Source organism: Proteus mirabilis ATCC 29906, assembly GCF_000160755.1.
GTDB classification, from domain to species: Bacteria; Pseudomonadota; Gammaproteobacteria; order Enterobacterales; family Enterobacteriaceae; genus Proteus; species Proteus mirabilis.
The window spans coordinates 1017346-1035335 of sequence record NZ_GG668576.1 but is presented as its reverse complement, the minus strand read 5'-3'; the positions used below and the strand labels follow the sequence as shown (position 1 = coordinate 1035335).

The 17990-nt window shown below is 40.4% G+C and carries 15 protein-coding genes; 14 read left to right on the top strand and 1 reads right to left on the bottom strand.

Translation table 11 applies throughout. The features are described from left to right. The first annotated feature begins 12 nt into the window (after nucleotides 1-12). The gene (locus tag HMPREF0693_RS04795) at nucleotides 13-687 is read left to right on the top strand and encodes a CerR family C-terminal domain-containing protein (protein ID WP_004243856.1); all 675 of its coding nucleotides are present in this window, start codon (nucleotides 13-15) and stop codon (nucleotides 685-687) included. 91 nt (nucleotides 688-778) lie between these two features. Here the strand turns inward: HMPREF0693_RS04795 and suhB are convergent, their stop codons facing one another. Continuing rightward, nucleotides 779-1582: an inositol-1-monophosphatase gene (suhB, locus tag HMPREF0693_RS04790; protein ID WP_004243855.1), complete on the bottom strand. Its 804-nt coding sequence runs from the start codon at nucleotides 1580-1582 to the stop codon at nucleotides 779-781. Between the two features lie 124 nt (nucleotides 1583-1706). Here suhB and trmJ point away from each other — a divergent pair, with 124 nt between their 5' ends. From trmJ to pbpC, 13 genes are all read left to right on the top strand, one after another. Beyond that, nucleotides 1707-2435 carry a tRNA (cytosine(32)/uridine(32)-2'-O)-methyltransferase TrmJ gene (gene trmJ / locus HMPREF0693_RS04785; protein ID WP_004243854.1) on the top strand — a complete coding sequence of 243 codons (729 nt, stop codon included), beginning with the start codon at nucleotides 1707-1709 and terminating at the stop codon, nucleotides 2433-2435. A 129-nt stretch (nucleotides 2436-2564) separates the two neighbouring features. Beyond that, complete coding sequence (gene iscR, locus HMPREF0693_RS04780) at nucleotides 2565-3059, top strand: Fe-S cluster assembly transcriptional regulator IscR (RefSeq protein ID WP_004243850.1); 495 nt, start codon at nucleotides 2565-2567, stop codon at nucleotides 3057-3059. Between the two features lie 67 nt (nucleotides 3060-3126). Beyond that, complete coding sequence (locus HMPREF0693_RS04775) at nucleotides 3127-4341, top strand: IscS subfamily cysteine desulfurase (protein WP_004243849.1); 1215 nt, start codon at nucleotides 3127-3129, stop codon at nucleotides 4339-4341. 24 nt (nucleotides 4342-4365) lie between these two features. Beyond that, complete coding sequence (gene iscU / locus HMPREF0693_RS04770; RefSeq protein ID WP_004243847.1) at nucleotides 4366-4752, top strand: Fe-S cluster assembly scaffold IscU; 387 nt, start codon at nucleotides 4366-4368, stop codon at nucleotides 4750-4752. Nucleotides 4753-4842: 90 nt separating this feature from the next. After that, nucleotides 4843-5166, top strand: a complete 324-nt coding sequence (gene iscA / locus HMPREF0693_RS04765; RefSeq protein WP_004243846.1) for an iron-sulfur cluster assembly protein IscA — start codon at nucleotides 4843-4845, stop codon at nucleotides 5164-5166. A 48-nt stretch (nucleotides 5167-5214) separates the two neighbouring features. After that, complete coding sequence (hscB, locus tag HMPREF0693_RS04760) at nucleotides 5215-5736, top strand: co-chaperone HscB (RefSeq protein WP_004243844.1); 522 nt, start codon at nucleotides 5215-5217, stop codon at nucleotides 5734-5736. An 11-nt stretch (nucleotides 5737-5747) separates the two neighbouring features. Next, the gene (gene hscA / locus HMPREF0693_RS04755) at nucleotides 5748-7598 is read left to right on the top strand and encodes a Fe-S protein assembly chaperone HscA (protein ID WP_004243843.1); all 1851 of its coding nucleotides are present in this window, start codon (nucleotides 5748-5750) and stop codon (nucleotides 7596-7598) included. Between the two features lie 2 nt (nucleotides 7599-7600). Beyond that, nucleotides 7601-7936, top strand: coding sequence for an ISC system 2Fe-2S type ferredoxin (fdx, locus tag HMPREF0693_RS04750; protein WP_004243842.1), 336 nt, complete (start codon nucleotides 7601-7603; stop codon nucleotides 7934-7936). A 15-nt stretch (nucleotides 7937-7951) separates the two neighbouring features. Then, nucleotides 7952-8146 carry a Fe-S cluster assembly protein IscX gene (gene iscX / locus HMPREF0693_RS04745; protein WP_004243841.1) on the top strand — a complete coding sequence of 65 codons (195 nt, stop codon included), beginning with the start codon at nucleotides 7952-7954 and terminating at the stop codon, nucleotides 8144-8146. Nucleotides 8147-8426: 280 nt separating this feature from the next. Further along, the gene (pepB, locus tag HMPREF0693_RS04740; protein WP_004243837.1) at nucleotides 8427-9722 is read left to right on the top strand and encodes an aminopeptidase PepB; all 1296 of its coding nucleotides are present in this window, start codon (nucleotides 8427-8429) and stop codon (nucleotides 9720-9722) included. A 27-nt stretch (nucleotides 9723-9749) separates the two neighbouring features. Beyond that, nucleotides 9750-10175, top strand: a complete 426-nt coding sequence (locus HMPREF0693_RS04735; protein WP_004243832.1) for an enhanced serine sensitivity protein SseB C-terminal domain-containing protein — start codon at nucleotides 9750-9752, stop codon at nucleotides 10173-10175. Between the two features lie 268 nt (nucleotides 10176-10443). Continuing rightward, complete coding sequence (locus HMPREF0693_RS04730) at nucleotides 10444-15528, top strand: alpha-2-macroglobulin family protein (RefSeq protein ID WP_445260492.1); 5085 nt, start codon at nucleotides 10444-10446, stop codon at nucleotides 15526-15528. Between the two features lie 48 nt (nucleotides 15529-15576). After that, complete coding sequence (gene pbpC, locus HMPREF0693_RS04725) at nucleotides 15577-17898, top strand: peptidoglycan glycosyltransferase PbpC (protein WP_004243828.1); 2322 nt, start codon at nucleotides 15577-15579, stop codon at nucleotides 17896-17898. Nucleotides 17899-17990 lie beyond the last annotated feature (92 nt).

Here is a 17990-nt window from a genome sequence, read left to right as displayed (position 1 = left end):
CAGTTGATTATAATGAAAAACACCAGTAAAACTGCAGTAAGTACAGAACAAACTCAAGAGAAATTAGTGCAAGAAGGTATTAGGCTTTTTGCACTATATGGGATCAGTGGATTGAGAACGCGACAACTTGCGCAAGATGCTGGTGTTAATCAATCAGCAATACCTTACCACTTTGGCGGAAAATTAGGGGTTTATACAGCAGTGATCCGATATATTGCGACAGAATTAGCCTCTGAAATTCAGTTTGACCAATTTGATAATAAGCTTCAGTTTTTATTGAAAGAAAACCGACCTTATAAAAATGAAAAAGTGGCTGAATTAGTTCTATTACTAGTCACAGGTTTAACTCGTGCATTATTATCATCAAAACGCCATTATTACAGTCAGTTGATTCTACGTGAACAGTTAGAACCGACGGAAAATTACGATCTTATTTATAGTAATCTGATTGAGCCTTTTCATCTTCGTCTTTCTCGTTTAGTTGGATTAATGGATACAAAGAGTGATGAAGTAACAATCACTATTCGTGCTCATGCTCTTATTGGTCAGATATTAGGGTTTGTCATTGCAAGAAAAGCTTTTCTATTACGTGTTAATAAGCAAGAGATAACATCACAACTATTAGATAAGATTGTACAAGAAATTAGCCAACTTTCAGTAAATGCCCTTTTAATTGAAAACGCATAGGCAATAAAAAAGACCCCCAGTAATTGGCTGTCCAACTATTGGGGATCATTTTATAAGATAGTTTTTTATATTTTATTGTTATTCGTATCAATTAACGTTTTAAAGCATCAGTTAATTCGCTACGAATTTCTGCCAATAATGCTCGGACAACTCGAGGATTACCCGCAACAATATTACCAGTTTGTAGATAGCCGTGATTACCAGTAAAGTCAGATACAATTGCACCCGCTTCACGAGCAATAAGTTCACCTGCTAAGAAATCCCAAGGTTTTAAACCAATTTCAAAGAAGCCATCCACACGACCCGCGGCAACATAAGCTAAATCTAATGCTGCTGAACCTGTGCGACGAAAATCAGCGCATGGTACAAACAGTTTAGTCAGCATATTCATATAAGCTGCTGAATGTTGTTTTGCTTTGAATGGGAAACCAGTTGCTAAAACAGCACCATCTAAATCACGTGCATTAGAGCCACGGAGGCGGTAACCATTTAATTGTGCACCTTGACCACGAACAGCTGAGAAAAGTTCGTTACGCATAGGATCGTAAACCACAGCAACTTCTGTGCGACCTTTGATACGTACAGCGATAGAAACAGAAAAATGTGGTAGGCGTTTAATAAAGTTAGTGGTGCCATCAAGTGGATCTATAACCCATTGGATATCGTGATCTTCACCGAGTAACTCGCCACTTTCTTCCGTAATAATGGTGTGTTTTGGATAAGATTTACGAATGATTTCAATGATTGCCTGTTCCGCTTCGCGATCAACATTAGTGACAAAATCATTGCTACCTTTCTGGCTCGTTTCTACAGATTCAGGATTTTCGTAATTTTTGGCGATTAAATTACCAGCCTTACGTGCAGCACGTATGGCAATATTCAGCATCGGATGCATGGTTATCTTCCACAAGATGTTAAAGAACGGGGATAAAAAACGAGGCGAAGTATAACAGGCGTTCGCGTTTTTGGCTACATTTGTGATAAAATAGATGGATCATAAAACAATTAGTTAGAAATCAATGTTAGAAAATATTCGCATTATCCTTGTCGAAACTTCACATACAGGCAATATGGGCTCGACAGCTCGTGCTATGAAAACCATGGGATTAACGAATCTTTATTTTGTTAATCCTAAAGAAAAACCCGACTCTCACTCTATAGCCTTATCAGCAGGGGCAAGCGATGTTATTGGCAATGCTCATATTGTTGATACTATTGATGATGCCATTGAAGGCTGTGGGTTAGTGATTGGAACAAGTGCGCGTAATCGTACGCTCTCTTGGCCAATGCTAGCACCTCGTGAATGTGGTGAACGTTGCGTAAAAGAGGCAGCAAATAAGCCCGTTGCGGTGATCTTTGGCCGTGAACGCACAGGCTTAACTAATGAAGAATTACAAAAATGTGATTACCACCTCTATATTCCTACCAACCCTGAATATGGCTCTTTAAACTTAGCGATGGCGGTGCAACTTGTTTGTTATGAAATTCGCATGGCTGCACTTGCTCAACAGGAAAAACAAGAGGAAAATGCTTCATCAGAGATTGATTATCCACCCGCTGAAGATATTGAACGCTTTTATGTTCACTTAGAGCAGGTACTTAATGAGTCTGGTTTTATTCGTCCTAAACATCCCGGACAAGTGATGAGCCGTTTACGCCGTTTGTTTACACGCGCACGTCCAGAAACACAAGAGCTTCATATCTTACGTGGTATTTTAACATCCGTTGAAAAATGGGCTAAGAAATAAAGGATTAAGTTGATTAACATGCGTCATTGTTGCTGAGCTTAATACCTGACTAAAACACTCAGATAAATAGTTGACTAAATTACTCAGGAATGACACAATTTGACTATTGTTCACCACGGAGTATTTGTTATGAGACTGACATCAAAAGGGCGTTATGCAGTTACTGCTATGCTTGATGTTGCATTGCATTCGCAGCAAGGCCCTGTCCCCCTCGCTGATATTTCTGAGCGTCAAGGGATTTCCCTTTCTTACCTTGAGCAGCTTTTTTCACGTTTACGTAAAAATGAATTAGTCGCAAGTGTGCGTGGCCCAGGTGGTGGTTATTTACTCGGTCGTGAAGCGGGGCAAATTTTTGTTGCTCAAGTCATTTCAGCAGTTGATGAATCTATTGATGCTACCCGTTGTCAGGGTAATAAAGAAGGATGTCAAGGTGGCGATCGTTGCCTGACTCATACTTTGTGGCGTGATTTAAGTGATCGTATTACCAGTTTCCTTAGCAGCATTAGCCTTGAAGAGTTAGTTAATAACGAAGAGGTTATGGATGTCGCTGATCGTCAAGACAATGAAAAACGTCATGCTATCAATGGTCGTTTACAAGAAACCATTGTTAATATGCGAGTTTAACGGCGATCTCTAGGCAAACAAAACAAAATTATTAAAGAAGATCTGTCGTCTTTGGAGTTAGTGAGCAATGAAATTACCCATTTATCTAGATTATTCAGCAACCACACCCGTTGATCCTCGAGTTGCTGAAAAAATGATGCAATGCCTGACTATTGACGGCATTTTTGGTAACCCAGCCTCTCGTTCGCACCGTTTTGGATGGCAAGCTGAAGAAGCGATCGATATCGCTCGTAATCAGATTGCTGATCTTATTGGTGCTGATCCTCGTGAAATTGTTTTCACCTCAGGGGCAACTGAAGCAGATAACTTGGCACTAAAAGGTGTTGCAAACTTTTATCAGAAAAAAGGTAAGCACATCATCACATCAAAAACTGAGCATAAAGCGATTTTAGATACTTGTCGTCAGCTTGAGCGTGAAGGTTTTGAAGTGACCTACTTAGCACCAAAAAGCGATGGCTTAATTGATTTGAAAGAACTCGAAGCCGCTATGCGTGATGACACTATTTTAGTTTCTATCATGCACGTGAATAATGAAATTGGTGTGGTGCAAGATATTGCTGCTATTGGTGAGTTATGCCGTAGCAAAGGCATTATTTACCACGTTGACGCAACGCAAAGCGTTGGTAAATTACCAATCGATCTCTCCAAATTAAAAGTCGATTTACTTTCTCTTTCTGCACATAAAGTTTACGGACCTATGGGTATTGGTGCGCTTTATGTTCGCCGTAAACCACGCATTCGCTTAGAGGCACAAATGCATGGTGGTGGGCATGAGCGTGGTATGCGTTCAGGTACATTAGCCGTTCACCAAATCGTGGGTATGGGTGAAGCTTACCGTATATTGAAAGAAGAAATGGCTGATGAAACTAAACGTTTAAATGAATTACGTTTACGTTTATGGAATGGCATCAAAGATATTGAAGAAGTGTATATCAATGGTTCTTTAGAACATACAGCGCCAAATATTCTTAATGTCAGCTTCAACTATGTTGAAGGTGAATCATTAATGATGGCACTGAAAGATCTTGCTGTATCTTCAGGTTCAGCCTGTACATCAGCAAGTTTAGAGCCTTCTTATGTACTACGTGCTTTAGGATTAACCGATGAATTAGCACATAGTTCTATTCGTTTCTCTTTAGGTCGTTTCACCACTGAAGAAGAAATCGATTATGCAATTGAACAAATTCACAGTGCAATTGGTCGCTTACGTGATCTTTCTCCACTTTGGGAAATGCATAAACAAGGCGTTGATATCAACAGTATCGAATGGTCTCACCATTAATCAGACGTTTTCAGGAGTTAAATCATGGCTTATAGCGATAAAGTAATTGATCATTATGAAAATCCTCGTAATGTGGGTTCATTTGATAACAACGACCCTACAGTAGGGAGCGGTATGGTAGGCGCACCAGCTTGTGGTGACGTCATGAAGCTACAAATCAAAGTTGATGATAACGGTGTAATTGAAGATGCACGTTTTAAAACTTATGGTTGTGGCTCAGCGATTGCATCAAGCTCTTTGGTTACCGAATGGATGAAAGGTAAAACCTTAGATGAAGCAGAAGCGATTAAAAATACCGCAATTGCTGAAGAGTTAGAATTACCACCAGTGAAAATTCACTGTTCAATTCTGGCTGAAGATGCAATAAAAGCCGCGATTGCAGACTATAAAAGCAAACGCCAAGGCAAATAATTGCCTGTTATAATAAAAAAATAAAATATTGGCGGATGCTGAAGGTTATGTTTCAGTGTCCGCTTTCGTTCTTTATGAGTGAGGTGTGCCATGTCAATTTCCCTTACAGAAGCCGCTGCTAACCGTGTTCGCTCTTTTCTTGCTAATCGTGGCAAAGGTGAAGGTTTGCGTTTAGGCGTAAGAACATCAGGCTGTTCTGGGATGGCTTATGTTCTTGAGTTTGCTGATGTCATCAATGACGAAGATACCGTTTTTGAAGATAAAGGTGTGAAAGTTATTATTGACGGTAAAAGCATGGTCTATTTAGATGGAACAGAGCTTGATTTCGTTAAAGAAGGATTAAACGAGGGCTTTAAGTTTAACAACCCAAACGTGGCTAACGAATGTGGTTGTGGAGAAAGCTTTACCGTGTAATCAATATTTATACACGGTATTAATATCAATTAATCCAAGAGCAGAAGTATGGACTATTTCACCCTATTAGGCATGCCTAATCGTTTTGATATTGATAAACAACAGCTTGCTTCTCGTTATCAAGAGATGCAACGTCAATATCACCCCGATCGTTTTGCGGGTAAATCTGACAAAGAGCAAGTACAAGCAATTTCGTTTGCTTCGACTATCAATCAGGCTTATCAAACCTTAAAAAATCCACTTTCAAGAGCTGAATATATGCTCTCTTTACAGGGCATCGATATTGCTAATGAGCAACAAACGATGCACGATACGGCTTTTCTTATGGAGCAGCTTACGCTTCGTGAAGAGCTGGATGATATAGAGCATAGTACTGATGCTGAAAATTTACTGGCTGATTTTTCTGCGCGCTTAGAGAAAATGTACACTGTACGCTATGATGAAATGGTGAAAACACTGGACAGTCAGACTTGGGACATTGCCGCAGACAATGTGAGAAAATTACGTTTTCTCGCGAAATTAAAAGAGCAAGTCGAGCATCTTGAAGAACGCTTGTTTGATGGTTTTTAAGGAAAATTGTTATGTCATTATTACAAATTAGCGAGCCAGGACAAACACCTGCGCCACATCAGCGTCGATTAGCTGCGGGTATTGACTTAGGAACAACACACTCACTTGTTGCCACTGTACGTAGTGGGCAAGCCGAAGCGCTTTCTGATAGTGAAGGTCGCTATTTATTGCCATCTGTTGTGCAGTATCAAGTTGATAATATTAATGTTGGCTGGCAGGCGAAACAAGAAGCTGAAAAAGATCCCGCCAATACCATCAGCTCAATAAAACGAATGCTGGGGCGCTCGCTAAATGATATAACCAGTCGTTATCCTAACCTCCCTTACCATTTTCATGACAATGATAGTGGACTGCCATTAATTAAAACACCTGCTGGCATTGTCGATCCTATTCAAGTTTCTGCGGATATTTTAAAAGCCTTAGCGGAGCGTGCAATTCAATCATTAGGTGGCGAACTTGATGGTGTGGTTGTCACTGTACCTGCTTATTTTGATGATGCACAGCGTCAAGGCACTAAAGAAGCAGCACGTCGTGCAGGTTTACATGTATTACGTTTATTAAATGAACCTACTGCTGCCGCGATTGCTTATGGATTAGATTCCGGAAAAGAAGGCACTATTGTCGTTTACGACTTAGGGGGCGGAACTTTTGATATCTCTGTCTTACGTTTAACTAAAGGGGTGTTTGAAGTCTTAGCAACTGGTGGTGATACTGCGTTAGGCGGTGATGACTTTGATATGATGTTAGCCGACTGGATCAGAGAGCGTGCGGGATTTGGCTATCAAAATGATGTTATTTTACAACGTCAATTACTTGATATTGCCTCAGAAACTAAAATCGCTTTAAGTGATAATGATGTGGCTGATATCAATATCAATGGTTGGAAAGGGGAAATTACCCGCGCTGAATTTGAATCATTAATTCAACCTTTAGTTAAACGTACGTTGTTATCCGTTCGTCGAGCATTAAAAGATGCTGATGTTGACGTGGATGAAGTGCTCGAAGTGGTTATGGTGGGCGGATCAACTCGCGTGCCTCTGGTGCGCCAAATGGTAGGCGATTATTTTAAACGTGAACCATTAACTTCGATTGACCCTGATAAAGTTGTTGCTATTGGTGCCTCTATTCAAGCTGATATTCTGGTGGGTAATAAACCTGATAGCGAAATGCTCTTGTTGGATGTTATTCCGCTTTCATTAGGTTTAGAAACCATGGGCGGGCTGGTTGAAAAAGTGATCCCACGAAATACCACTATCCCTGTTGCGAGAGCACAAGAATTTACCACTTTTAAAGATGGTCAAACTGCCATGAGTGTTCATGTGGTACAGGGTGAACGTGAAATGGTGAGTGATTGTCGCTCATTAGCCCGTTTTACTTTGCGGGGTATTCCGCCAATGGCGGCGGGAGGAGCACATATACGTGTTACCTTCCAAGTGGATGCTGATGGTTTATTAAGCGTTAGTGCGATGGAAAAATCCACTGGTGTTGAAGCCTCAGTACAGGTAAAACCTTCTTATGGTCTTAGTGATACAGAAATCGCTAATATGATCCAATCTTCAATGGAAAATGCCAAAGAAGATTTACAAGCTCGTCGTCTTGCCGAGCAAAAAGTCGAAGCCGCTCGCGTGTTAGAAAGTTTAACCGCAGCATTACAAGAAGATGCTCATCTCTTAACTGAAGATGAGAAAACGGCTATCGATAATGTTGTAGATACTTTAATAGAAAGCGTTGAGGGAACAGATCCTGTTGCCATTGAAAACGCCATTAAACAACTGGATAAGCAAACTCAGGAATTTGCTGCGCGTCGTATGGATACTTCCATTCGTCAAGCGTTGGCAGGTCATTCTGTGGATGAGATATAACTATGCCTAAAATTGTATTTTTACCCCATAGCACTCTTTGCCCGGAAGGTGCTGTTGTTGATGCCACTGAAGGTGAGTCTATTCTTGATGTTGCATTACGTAATGGCATTGAGATTGAACATGCGTGTGAAATGTCGTGTGCGTGTACCACTTGTCACTGTATCGTTCGTGAAGGTTTTGATTCTCTTGATGAAAGTACAGAGCTGGAAGACGATATGTTAGATAAAGCGTGGGGATTAGAGCCAGAAAGTCGTTTAAGTTGCCAAGCGAAGGTAACTGATGAAGATTTAGTCGTTGAAATACCTAAATATTCTATCAACCATGCGAGAGAACACTGATTTTAGGAGTTTAAAATGAAATGGAGTGATACACGTGAAATAGGGGAAGCACTTTATGATCTCTACCCCGATACAGATCCAAAAACCGTTCGTTTTACCGATATGCATCAGTGGATTTGCCAATTAGACGATTTTGATGATGATCCACAAAAATCGAATGAAAAAATTCTTGAGGCAATTTTATTAGTTTGGCTTGATGAATTTGAATAATCGAGTAAATGATTAATGCGAAAGACTGGTTAATTGCCAGTCTTTTTGTTTTTATTGCTCAGTATGATTTAACTTTAAAAGAGGAATAAATACCCCAAAAGACTGAGTAACCAGCGTTTGTTTATGGGATATTGCTCGTAAAGTAACATGCAATTAGCTAAAAGGCTTTAATGAGAATAGTCGTGACTGATTTTTTGCAGTAAATTGATCACGCTAAAAGGTAAATATCTGGTAGTCTGAATAGGTTAACTGCCATCAGTAATAATAAGTGAGATAATAAATGAATAAACAAATTATGCCTATCATGCTGTCTAATGAACCTGCAGCAGCATGTTGGGGAGAAAAAGCACTAATTAGCACTAACGAAACTGGCATGACCGTTCACTTAACGGAAGAAAACCGCTTAGGGGCCATTCAGCGTGGTGGGCGCAAAATTGATGGTCAAGGTATTCGTAATGTTGCTCTAGTTGGTGACGGCTGGGATTTAGAACGTAGTTGGGCGTTTTGGTTAGGTTTTAGAGCACCTAAAGGCGCACGTTCAATCGAATGGCCACAATTAAGTGAAGCGGACAAAAAAGAATTAGAGTCGCGTATCCGCATTGTTGATTGGGTGCGTGACACAATAAATACTCCAGCAGAAGAGTTAGGGCCTGAACAACTGGCACAGCGTACTGTTGATCTGTTCTGTGGTTTAGATAAAGAAGATATCAGCTATAAAATCACCAAAGGGGCTGATCTCCGTGATCAGAACTATGCGGGAATTTATACTGTAGGTCGAGGCTCTTCACGTGATCCCGTCTATTTAGCATTAGATTTTAATCCAACTAAAGATGCCGAAGCCCCTATCTTTGCCTGTCTTGTTGGTAAAGGGATCACCTTTGATTCAGGCGGATATAGCATCAAACCTTCTTCTTCCATGAATTCTATGAAAGCGGATATGGGCGGTGCTGCAACCTTAGCAGGTGCTTTGGCTTTAGCTATTACACGAGGTTTAAATAAACGCGTAAAACTATTGCTCTGTATTGCTGATAATATGGTTAGCGGTAATGCCTTTAAGTTAGGAGACATTATCCGTTATCGTAATGGTAAATCCGTTGAAATCATGAATACGGATGCAGAAGGTCGTTTAGTTTTAGCAGATGGTTTAATTGATGCTAGCAACTTTGCCCCTGAATTGATTATCGATGCGGCAACATTGACAGGTGCAGCTAAAGTGGCCGTAGGTAATGATTATCACTCTGTATTAAGTTTTGATGATAAATTAGCGAATGAATTATTAGCAAGTGCAGATCAAGAAAATGAACTGTTCTGGCGCTTACCATTAGCTGATTTCCATCGTAGCCAGTTACCATCAAGTTTTGCTGATCTCAATAATATTGCCGCACCTTCACATACCGCAGGCGCAAGTACAGCAGCCGCTTTCCTTTCTCACTTTGTGAAAGATTATAAAAAAGGCTGGGTACATATCGACTGTTCAGCAACTTACAGAAAATCATCTGTAGAGCAATGGGCTGCTGGGGCAACAGGATATGGTGTTCGTTCTATCGCTAATTTATTATTAACAAAAGCAAAATAATAAACATTATGTGATTTGGAGTTTGTAATGGATGTATCTGAACAATTTGAAGTACAAGAAATTGTTGCTGTTGAAGGTTCTTCTCTACAACTGAGTGTGCTTGAGCCACAGCCTGAAAAATTAACACAAGCATTGAGCGAATTTTTTGGTCAACATAAGCCTATTCGTCGTGCATTTATTGTTAATGCTTTGGAGCAAGGTGATGATGAGTCATTTTATTTGATTGGGCTAGAAATCACTGGAGAAGAAAATATTATTGCTCAGATACTCCCACAAGCTGCTGAAGCCGCTTTTGAGCATCTAGAAGAAGGACGATCTCTGGATTTCTGTTTTGTGAATAAAGATGAGCAAGGTGTAAGTCATTTTATGACTCACCATGTAACCCCTTTTTATCAACGCAAACTAGGGGGCTTTCTTCGTAAGGGTATTCCAATCGTTAATTTGAATACCTAACCTAGTTTTTTTGCAGTTTAGGCGATATCTCATCAGATATCGCTTTTTTTTACCCTATAATAAGAAAATGATTAAAATAGCAAATGGTTTGCATTTATATGTAACTCTTTGTTTTACTATTATTTTGCTTAAAAACGCACAAACAAATAATTAGTAAAGCCTAAATAAGGCTGTAGTATTAGATAATTAATTTACTTAATACGTTGTATATTATTATAGCCTGCATAAAACATCATATAATTCAGGGGTTGAATTAAAGGAAATGGATATGAATCGAGATCAATTTAGACAGTACACGGAAAAAAGAGGGTACCGTTGGTGTACACTTGCAGTGGTACTGGCTTCAGCATTAGCTTTAACAGGCTGTGATGATAACAAAACAGAAGATGAGCAATCTTCGACGAGTGATAACTCACAACCAACACAAGTTGCGGGACAAAAAAGCACATCGCAACAAACGACAACACAACTTGGTGATAAAACCGCAGTTACAACCAAAACGAATAATCAAACTGCATTAACTAGCCAAGAAGTGCGCAATGAACTTGCTCGTCGTTATGCAGGTAAAGAGGTGACTGTACTAGATGCCTCTGAATTACAACGCGATGGCGCAAGTACGATGGTAGTGACTTTTTCAGTACCACTCGATCCTGACCAGAAATTTGATGATGTTATCCGTCTTGTTGATACTAAAAAAGGTAAATTAGAGGGGGCTTGGGAGCTATCTGATAATCTGATGGAGTTACGATTCCGCCATTTGCCACCTTCAACAGAGTTAAACCTGACTATTGATGCTCAAATTAAAGGAATTAACGAACGTAAATTAGTAGAGCCATTTAGCCAAAAATTTACTACAGAAGAGATTTTTCCATCGGTTGGCTTTACCAGTAAAGGCTCATTATTACCGTTAGAAGCAACGGAAGGTTTACCAATTAGCGCATTAAATGTCGAACAAGTCGATGTTAACTTTTTCCGAGTTAAAGATGATCGGTTGACACAATTTTTAACTCAATGGGAAAGCCGCTCTAATATTAACTATTGGGAATCAGACGATTTTCTGTCACAAGCGGATTTGGTGTATAGCGGGCGCTTTGAACTTGATACAGAAAAAAACACCCGTGAAAATGTCTTATTACCACTCAAATCCATTGAAGCCCTAAAAAAAGAGGGTGTCTATATCGCTGTAATGCAGCAGGCAGGTAAATACTCCTATACCATGCCGGCAACGGTATTTACTTTTAGTGATATCGGTTTATCAGTACATAGCTACCTTAATACGCTAGATATTTTTACTCAATCCCTGAAAAATGGCGCAGCATTAGACAATATTGAAATTCGTCTTTTGGATGAAAAAGGTAATTTAATATCTAAAACAAAAACTGATAATCAAGGGCATGCCACATTAGAAAAGAGTGATAAAGCACGTTTATTACTCGCTATTCGTAATGGGCAAACCAGTATGATTGATTTGCGTAAACCAGCCCTTGATTTATCCGAATTTGATATCGGCGGGCCACAAGGTTATAGCAAACAATTTTTTGTTTTTGGTCCACGCGATCTGTACCGCCCCGGCGAAACCTTAATCGTTAATGGTTTATTGCGAGATGGTGATGGAAACCCGATTAAAGAGCAACCTGTTAAAGTTGACTTATTAAAAACGGATGGTCAGGTTTCCCGTAGTTTTGTTTGGCAACCTGAAAATGGTTTTTATCAGTTGAAACTGATGATCCCTGAAAATGAGAGTACAGGTATTCGGAAATTACGTTTTGATTTAGGCGATGGCACTCCACGCTTCTACCAATTCCAAGTTGAAGATTTTATGCCTGAGCGTATGGCATTAGAGATCACCGGTAAAAAAGGCATTTTACTCAGTGGTAATAATGCTTATTTTGATATTAAAGGTCGTTATCTTTATGGTGCACCGGCAGCAGATAATCGCTTACAAGGGCAGGTTTTCTTAAAAGCTTCGCGAGAAGCCGTCAGTCAACTGCCGGGTTATGAATTTGGTGCCGTAAAAGATGAAAATTTAAGTCGTTTATTAGATGAATTTGAACTTACTCTTGATACAGATGGTGAAGGGGCATTAACGGTTGATAAAGACCGTTATGCTGAAGTAAAATCACCGATTAATATTATCTTACAAGCAAGCTTACTTGAAGCCGGAGGGCGTCCTGTTACTCGCCGTTATCAACAAGCGGTATGGCCAGCGACACATCTTGCGGGAATTCGCCCTGTTTTTGCTAAAAAAGAGGTGTATGACTACCGTAATGATAAATATAAATCAGGCTATAGTGTTGATGAAAACTCAATGGCGGAGTTTGAAATCGTTTATACCGATCAAGAGGGTAAAAAATTACCTGCAGATGACCTAAAAGTAAGATTTATTTACGAACGTTATGATTATTATTGGCGTTGGTCTAATTCAAATGGTTGGGAGTCTGGCTACAATCAAAAAGATCTGCAAATGGATGAGCAGACTATCAAAATAGCTAAAGATGGTACCGCAAAAGTGGCTTTCCCTGTTGAATGGGGCTCTTATCGTATAGAAGTGGTCGATCCTAAAACAGAACTTGTCAGTAGCTTACGTTTTTGGGCGGGCTATTCTTGGATGGATAATACAGGCGGAACCGGGGCAGTAAGACCTGATCAAGTTAAATTAAAATTAGATAAAGAGAGTTACTTACCGGGTGAAAAAGTCAAACTCAATATTGCAGCCCCTCATCCTGGCAAAGGTTATGTGTTATTAGAATCGAGTGATGGGCCACTATGGTGGCAAGAGATTGATGTACCTGAAAAAGGGCTTGATGTTGAAGTACCTATTAATAAAGAGTGGGCAAGACACGATTTATATTTGACTTCGGTGGTGGTAAGACCGGGGGATACATCCAAACAAGCGACGGTAAAACGTGCAGTAGGTATTTTGCATTTACCACTACAAGATAACAATCGCCGTATAGATATTGCACTGGATGCACCTGAAAAAATTCGTCCAAATCAAGATCTAAAAATTCGGATTAAAGCTAAGCCCGTTGCAGGCCAGCCATTGCCGGAAAACATCAATGTATTAGTGTCTGCAGTTGATACAGGTGTCTTAAATATTACCGACTATAAAACGCCTGATCCGTACGAAGCTTTCTTTGGTCGTAAGCGTTATAGCGTTGATCAATACGATGTTTATGGTCAGTTAATTGAAGGTGAAGGGCGTTTAGCCAACCTACGTTTTGGTGGTGATGGAAGCGAAGAAAGCGCATTATCTCGTGGTGGTAAAAAACCATTAACAGATGTGCAAATCATTGCTCAACAAGCAACATCTGTAAAATTAAATGCACAAGGTGAAGGTGAGGTTTCTTTACCTATACCTGAGTTTAATGGTGAAGTCCGCCTTATGGCTCAAGCATGGACTGCCGATAAATTTGGTAGCCAAGAAGGTAAAGTTGTTGTTGCCGCGCCATTAGTTACTCAACTCTCATTACCACGCTTTATGGCTGGGGGAGATGATGCGTTACTGTCATTAGATTTAACTAACTTAACGGATGCACCACAATCTATTACGTTAAATTATACGGCATCAGGATTAGTTGATTTAGCGGGTGTCGATAGTAAAACCGTTTCATTATCGAAAGGTGAACGAACTCAAGTTCAAATCCCTATTACGGCAAAACATGGATTTGGCCAAGGAGAATTTTCCCTGTCTATTTATGGTATTAAAGTACCTAATGAAGAGATAAAACCTTATCAAAATACTTGGAAAATAGGTGTACGCCCTGCGTATCCTGCTGAGACAATACATTACGCCAATACATTAGCAGATGGTGAGTCTTGGCGCCTACCAAACGAAGCATTAAATCAATTTAATCGCTCAACGCTTGAGGGGGAATTATTACTTACCAGTCGCCCTCCGTTACAGGTAGCGCGTTATGTTAGAGAGTTATTTGCATATCCTTATGGATGTCTTGAGCAAACTGTTAGTGGATTATATCCATCCTTGTATTCAACAGAGAAAGAGTTGAAGCAATTGGGGATCAAAACACAAACAGATATGCAAAGAAAAGAAGCCATAGAAAAAGGGATTGCTCATATCTTAACAATGCAAAAATCCGAAGGAGGATTTGCCTTGTGGGCTCAAGGTGGGCGTGAAGAGTTTTGGTTAACGGCGTATGCAACAGATTTCTTATTTAGAGCGTCTCAACAAGGTTATGAAGTTCCTACTGAGGCATTAAAACGGGCAAATGATCGTCTACTACGTTATTTACAAGATAAAAACATTGTTAATGAAGAGTATGTGGTTAACCAAGATGCGGCTCGATTCTCAGCAAGAGCATATGCAGCTTTAGTTCTGGCTAATCAGCAAAAAGCCCCTTTGGGAGAATTGCGCCGTTTATATCTAGAACGTAATCAAGCGGGTAGTGGTTTAGCGCTTGTGCAGTTAGGTGTTGCTTTGAAATTGATGGGAGATAACTCTCGCGCTGAAAGCCTAATTGCTGAAGGGGTCACCATGCCACGTAAATATAATTACGGTTTAGGTGATTACGGCAGTACTATTCGTGACCAAGCGTTGATTATTGCGCTACTCAGTGAAAACAATTTGGAAACTCAAACTCGTGATGCCAGTGTTATTACATTATCTGATAACTTAACAGGGCGTGAATGGTTCTCTACACAGGAGAGTAACTCACTATACCTTGCTGGTCGTTTCTTTATTGATATGGCAGAGAAGCCTTGGGAAGTAACCATTAATCGTCAAGTGCCAGCAATGAGTAGTGATCGCGCAGTTAATGAAGCATTGACAGCAACACAATTGCAAGAAGGTTTAGAGCTAAACAACCAAGGTGGTACAACCATTTACTCTCGAATGAATGTTGTCGGATATCCAAAAGTTGCCCCAGCGCCTTATAGCAATGTATTGAAGATCAATCGTAGTTATTACGATCTAAAAGGCAATCGAGTCGATCCTAATCGCTTACAAAGTGGTGAAATGCTGGTGGTAAAATTAGAGGTTTCAGCTAATAGAGATGTACCTGATGCCTTAGTGGTTGATCTATTACCTGCGGGGCTTGAAATTGAAAATCAAAACTTAGCATCAAGTAGCGCAAGCTTAAGCGATAGTGCTGCTGATTTGCAGGAGTTTATTGATGATATGGGACAAGCCAATATTAAACATCTTGAATATCGTGATGATCGTTTTGTTGCCGCAATAGCGGTTGATAAATATCGTCCTACGACATTACTTTACTTAGCAAGAGCGGTAACTCCGGGGAGTTATCAAGTACCGCCACCGCAAGTTGAGTCAATGTATGTGCCTTATTGGCGTGCCGTAGGGGCAACAAAAAATAAAATTGATGTTGTGCCTTAAGCTAGACAGCCCTTTCTTCGGAAAGGGCTTTTTCCTTTGAGTGATTGAATGAAACTAGGATATAAGCGGTTAATCGCCGCGAGCGTTATTTTTCTATTAGTAACACCATTATTGCTATGGATAGCAGATAAGATCTGGCCACTGCCAGATCCCGAGCCTCAAATCGCCACCATAGTAACGGCTGAAGATGGAACACCACTTTGGCGTTTTGCTGATAAAGAAGGAATATGGCGTTATCACGTTACCCTTTCTGATGTTTCCCCTGAATATTTGCAGGCGTTGATAGCTTATGAAGATCGCTGGTTTTATCAGCACCCCGGTGTTAATCCTATAGCTATTTTACGTGCCGCATGGCAAGACTTAAGCTCGGGAAAAATTGTTTCTGGAGGCAGTACGCTTTCAATGCAAGTTGCGCGTTTGATTGACCCCCACTCACGGACTTTAGGGGGAAAATTAAAACAATTATGGCGGACATTACAGCTTGAATGGTATTACTCGAAAGATGAGATTTTAGAAATTTATCTTAACCGTGCACCTTTTGGTGGCACTTTAGAAGGGATTGGCGCTGCAAGTTGGGCCTATTTAGGTAAATCTCCCGCTGATTTATCAGCAGGTGAAGCAACATTAATGGCGGTATTACCTCAAGCACCCAGTCGTTTAAGGCCAGACCGGTATCCAGAGCGTGCTCAAGCTGCACGGGATAAAGTATTAGATAGATTAGCGGAATATCAAATTTGGCCCAAAGAGAAAGTGGCTGAAATAAAGCAAGAGCAAGTGCTACTTGCACCAAGACAAACGCCACAACTCGCGCCGTTATTGGCTCGGCGTATGTATAACGAGCAAAAAGCGCCGGTGATCACAACCACGATTGATATTAATCTTCAGCGACAACTAGAAGAGCTAGCCAAACAGTGGAAATATCAGCTAGCCGATAAAACTTCTCTGGCAATACTTGTGGTCGATCACACGGATATGAGTGTTAAAGGCTATGTTGGATCGGCGGACTTTAATGATAATCAACGCTTTGGGCATGTTGATATGATAAGTGCATGGCGTTCGCCGGGATCAACCTTAAAGCCTTTTATTTATGGTCTTGCTTTGGATGAAGGATTGATCCATGCAGAATCACTATTACAAGATGTTCCGCGCCGTTTTGAAGATTACCGTCCTGGTAATTTTGATACTGGATTTAACGGTGCCGTGAGTGCCAGTGAAGCCCTTAGTCGTTCATTAAATTTACCTGCCGTTCAATTAATAGAAGCTTATGGCGCAAAAAAATTTGCAGCTAAGTTGCGACATAATCACCTTGAAATGCGTTTTCCTTATGGCTCTGAACCTAATTTAGCGCTTATTTTAGGAGGAACAGCAACACGAATGGATCAATTAGTGGCGACTTTTAGTGCGCTTGCAAGGCATGGAAAAACAGCGCCGTTACGTTTTACGCCAGAGCAAACCATCAATGAACGTATGTTAATGTCACCCGGTGCTGCGTGGATCATTCGGCGAATTTTAGCGGGAGAGGCACGGCCTCGTCCTGATAGTGCTATTTCAGCGGTTGTTCCTTTGGCTTGGAAAACAGGCACAAGTTATGGTTATCGTGATGCATGGTCGATAGGCGTTAATGCGCGTTATACCATTGGTGTTTGGGTGGGGAGACCTGATGGCACACCTGTTGCGGGGCAGTTTGGATTTGCAACCGCTGTACCGATAATGAATCAAGTTAATAATTTATTGACGAGTTATTTTTATCAAAATAAACAGCGGCCTCCTGTTGATCCTAGGCCAAATAGTGTCTCAGCCGCAGCTATTTGTTGGCCAACGGGAAAAGCTTTGCCTAAAGAAGATAGTAACTGTCGAGTCAGCCGACGAAGCTGGATCCTTGATAATACTATTCCCCCAACACTATTGAATGAAAGCCAAGAGGGCATTTTAGGCATCAATGAAAAAGTATGGATAGATAAAGAAGGAAAACGTACAGGGCCTAATTGTCCTGGTGCTCAATTAAAGGATATTGCTCTATGGCCGATAGCATTAGATGCTTGGTTGCCTGAAAAAGAGCGTAGAGCAAAACGATTACTACCAATTTCATTAACATGTCCACCGATTAAAGAAGATATGATCCCCTTGTATATCTCTGGGATAAGAAAAGGGGATTTATTGCGTCCATTGCCTGGTGAAACTCAGCTTGAAATAACGGTTTCTACACAAGGGGGAAGTGGTATGCAGTGGTGGTTTTTAAATGGTGAACAAATCGGTAAAACTGAAAATGGGGCAACGTTCTCTTATTTATTAGAAAAACGTGGCAAATACCAACTTTCGGTGCTTGATCTTAGCGGTCAAACGGATATGGTGAATTTCAGTTTTCGTTAAATAAGTGCAGAGTTTAATCAAATGAAGGCAAAAAATGTGATTAAATCGATAAATTATAACTTTTTTGCCACAGTTTTTTAAAAAAAAGCGGG

Excerpts from the sequence above, each read along its gene's own strand:
- fdx (WP_004243842.1), top strand. The coding sequence starts at position 7,601 with ATGCCTAAAATTGTATTTTTACCCCATAGCACTCTTTGCCCGGAAGGT.
- iscU (WP_004243847.1), top strand. The coding sequence starts at position 4,366 with ATGGCTTATAGCGATAAAGTAATTGATCATTATGAAAATCCTCGTAAT.
- trmJ (WP_004243854.1), top strand. The coding sequence starts at position 1,707 with ATGTTAGAAAATATTCGCATTATCCTTGTCGAAACTTCACATACAGGC.
- iscA (WP_004243846.1), top strand. The coding sequence starts at position 4,843 with ATGTCAATTTCCCTTACAGAAGCCGCTGCTAACCGTGTTCGCTCTTTT.
- suhB (WP_004243855.1), bottom strand. The coding sequence starts at position 1,582 with ATGCATCCGATGCTGAATATTGCCATACGTGCTGCACGTAAGGCTGGT.
- pbpC (WP_004243828.1), top strand. The coding sequence starts at position 15,577 with ATGAAACTAGGATATAAGCGGTTAATCGCCGCGAGCGTTATTTTTCTA.
- pepB (WP_004243837.1), top strand. The coding sequence starts at position 8,427 with ATGAATAAACAAATTATGCCTATCATGCTGTCTAATGAACCTGCAGCA.
- hscA (WP_004243843.1), top strand. The coding sequence starts at position 5,748 with ATGTCATTATTACAAATTAGCGAGCCAGGACAAACACCTGCGCCACAT.
- hscB (WP_004243844.1), top strand. The coding sequence starts at position 5,215 with ATGGACTATTTCACCCTATTAGGCATGCCTAATCGTTTTGATATTGAT.
- iscR (WP_004243850.1), top strand. The coding sequence starts at position 2,565 with ATGAGACTGACATCAAAAGGGCGTTATGCAGTTACTGCTATGCTTGAT.
- HMPREF0693_RS04730 (WP_445260492.1), top strand. The coding sequence starts at position 10,444 with ATGAATCGAGATCAATTTAGACAGTACACGGAAAAAAGAGGGTACCGT.
- HMPREF0693_RS04735 (WP_004243832.1), top strand. The coding sequence starts at position 9,750 with ATGGATGTATCTGAACAATTTGAAGTACAAGAAATTGTTGCTGTTGAA.
- HMPREF0693_RS04795 (WP_004243856.1), top strand. The coding sequence starts at position 13 with ATGAAAAACACCAGTAAAACTGCAGTAAGTACAGAACAAACTCAAGAG.
- iscX (WP_004243841.1), top strand. The coding sequence starts at position 7,952 with ATGAAATGGAGTGATACACGTGAAATAGGGGAAGCACTTTATGATCTC.
- HMPREF0693_RS04775 (WP_004243849.1), top strand. The coding sequence starts at position 3,127 with ATGAAATTACCCATTTATCTAGATTATTCAGCAACCACACCCGTTGAT.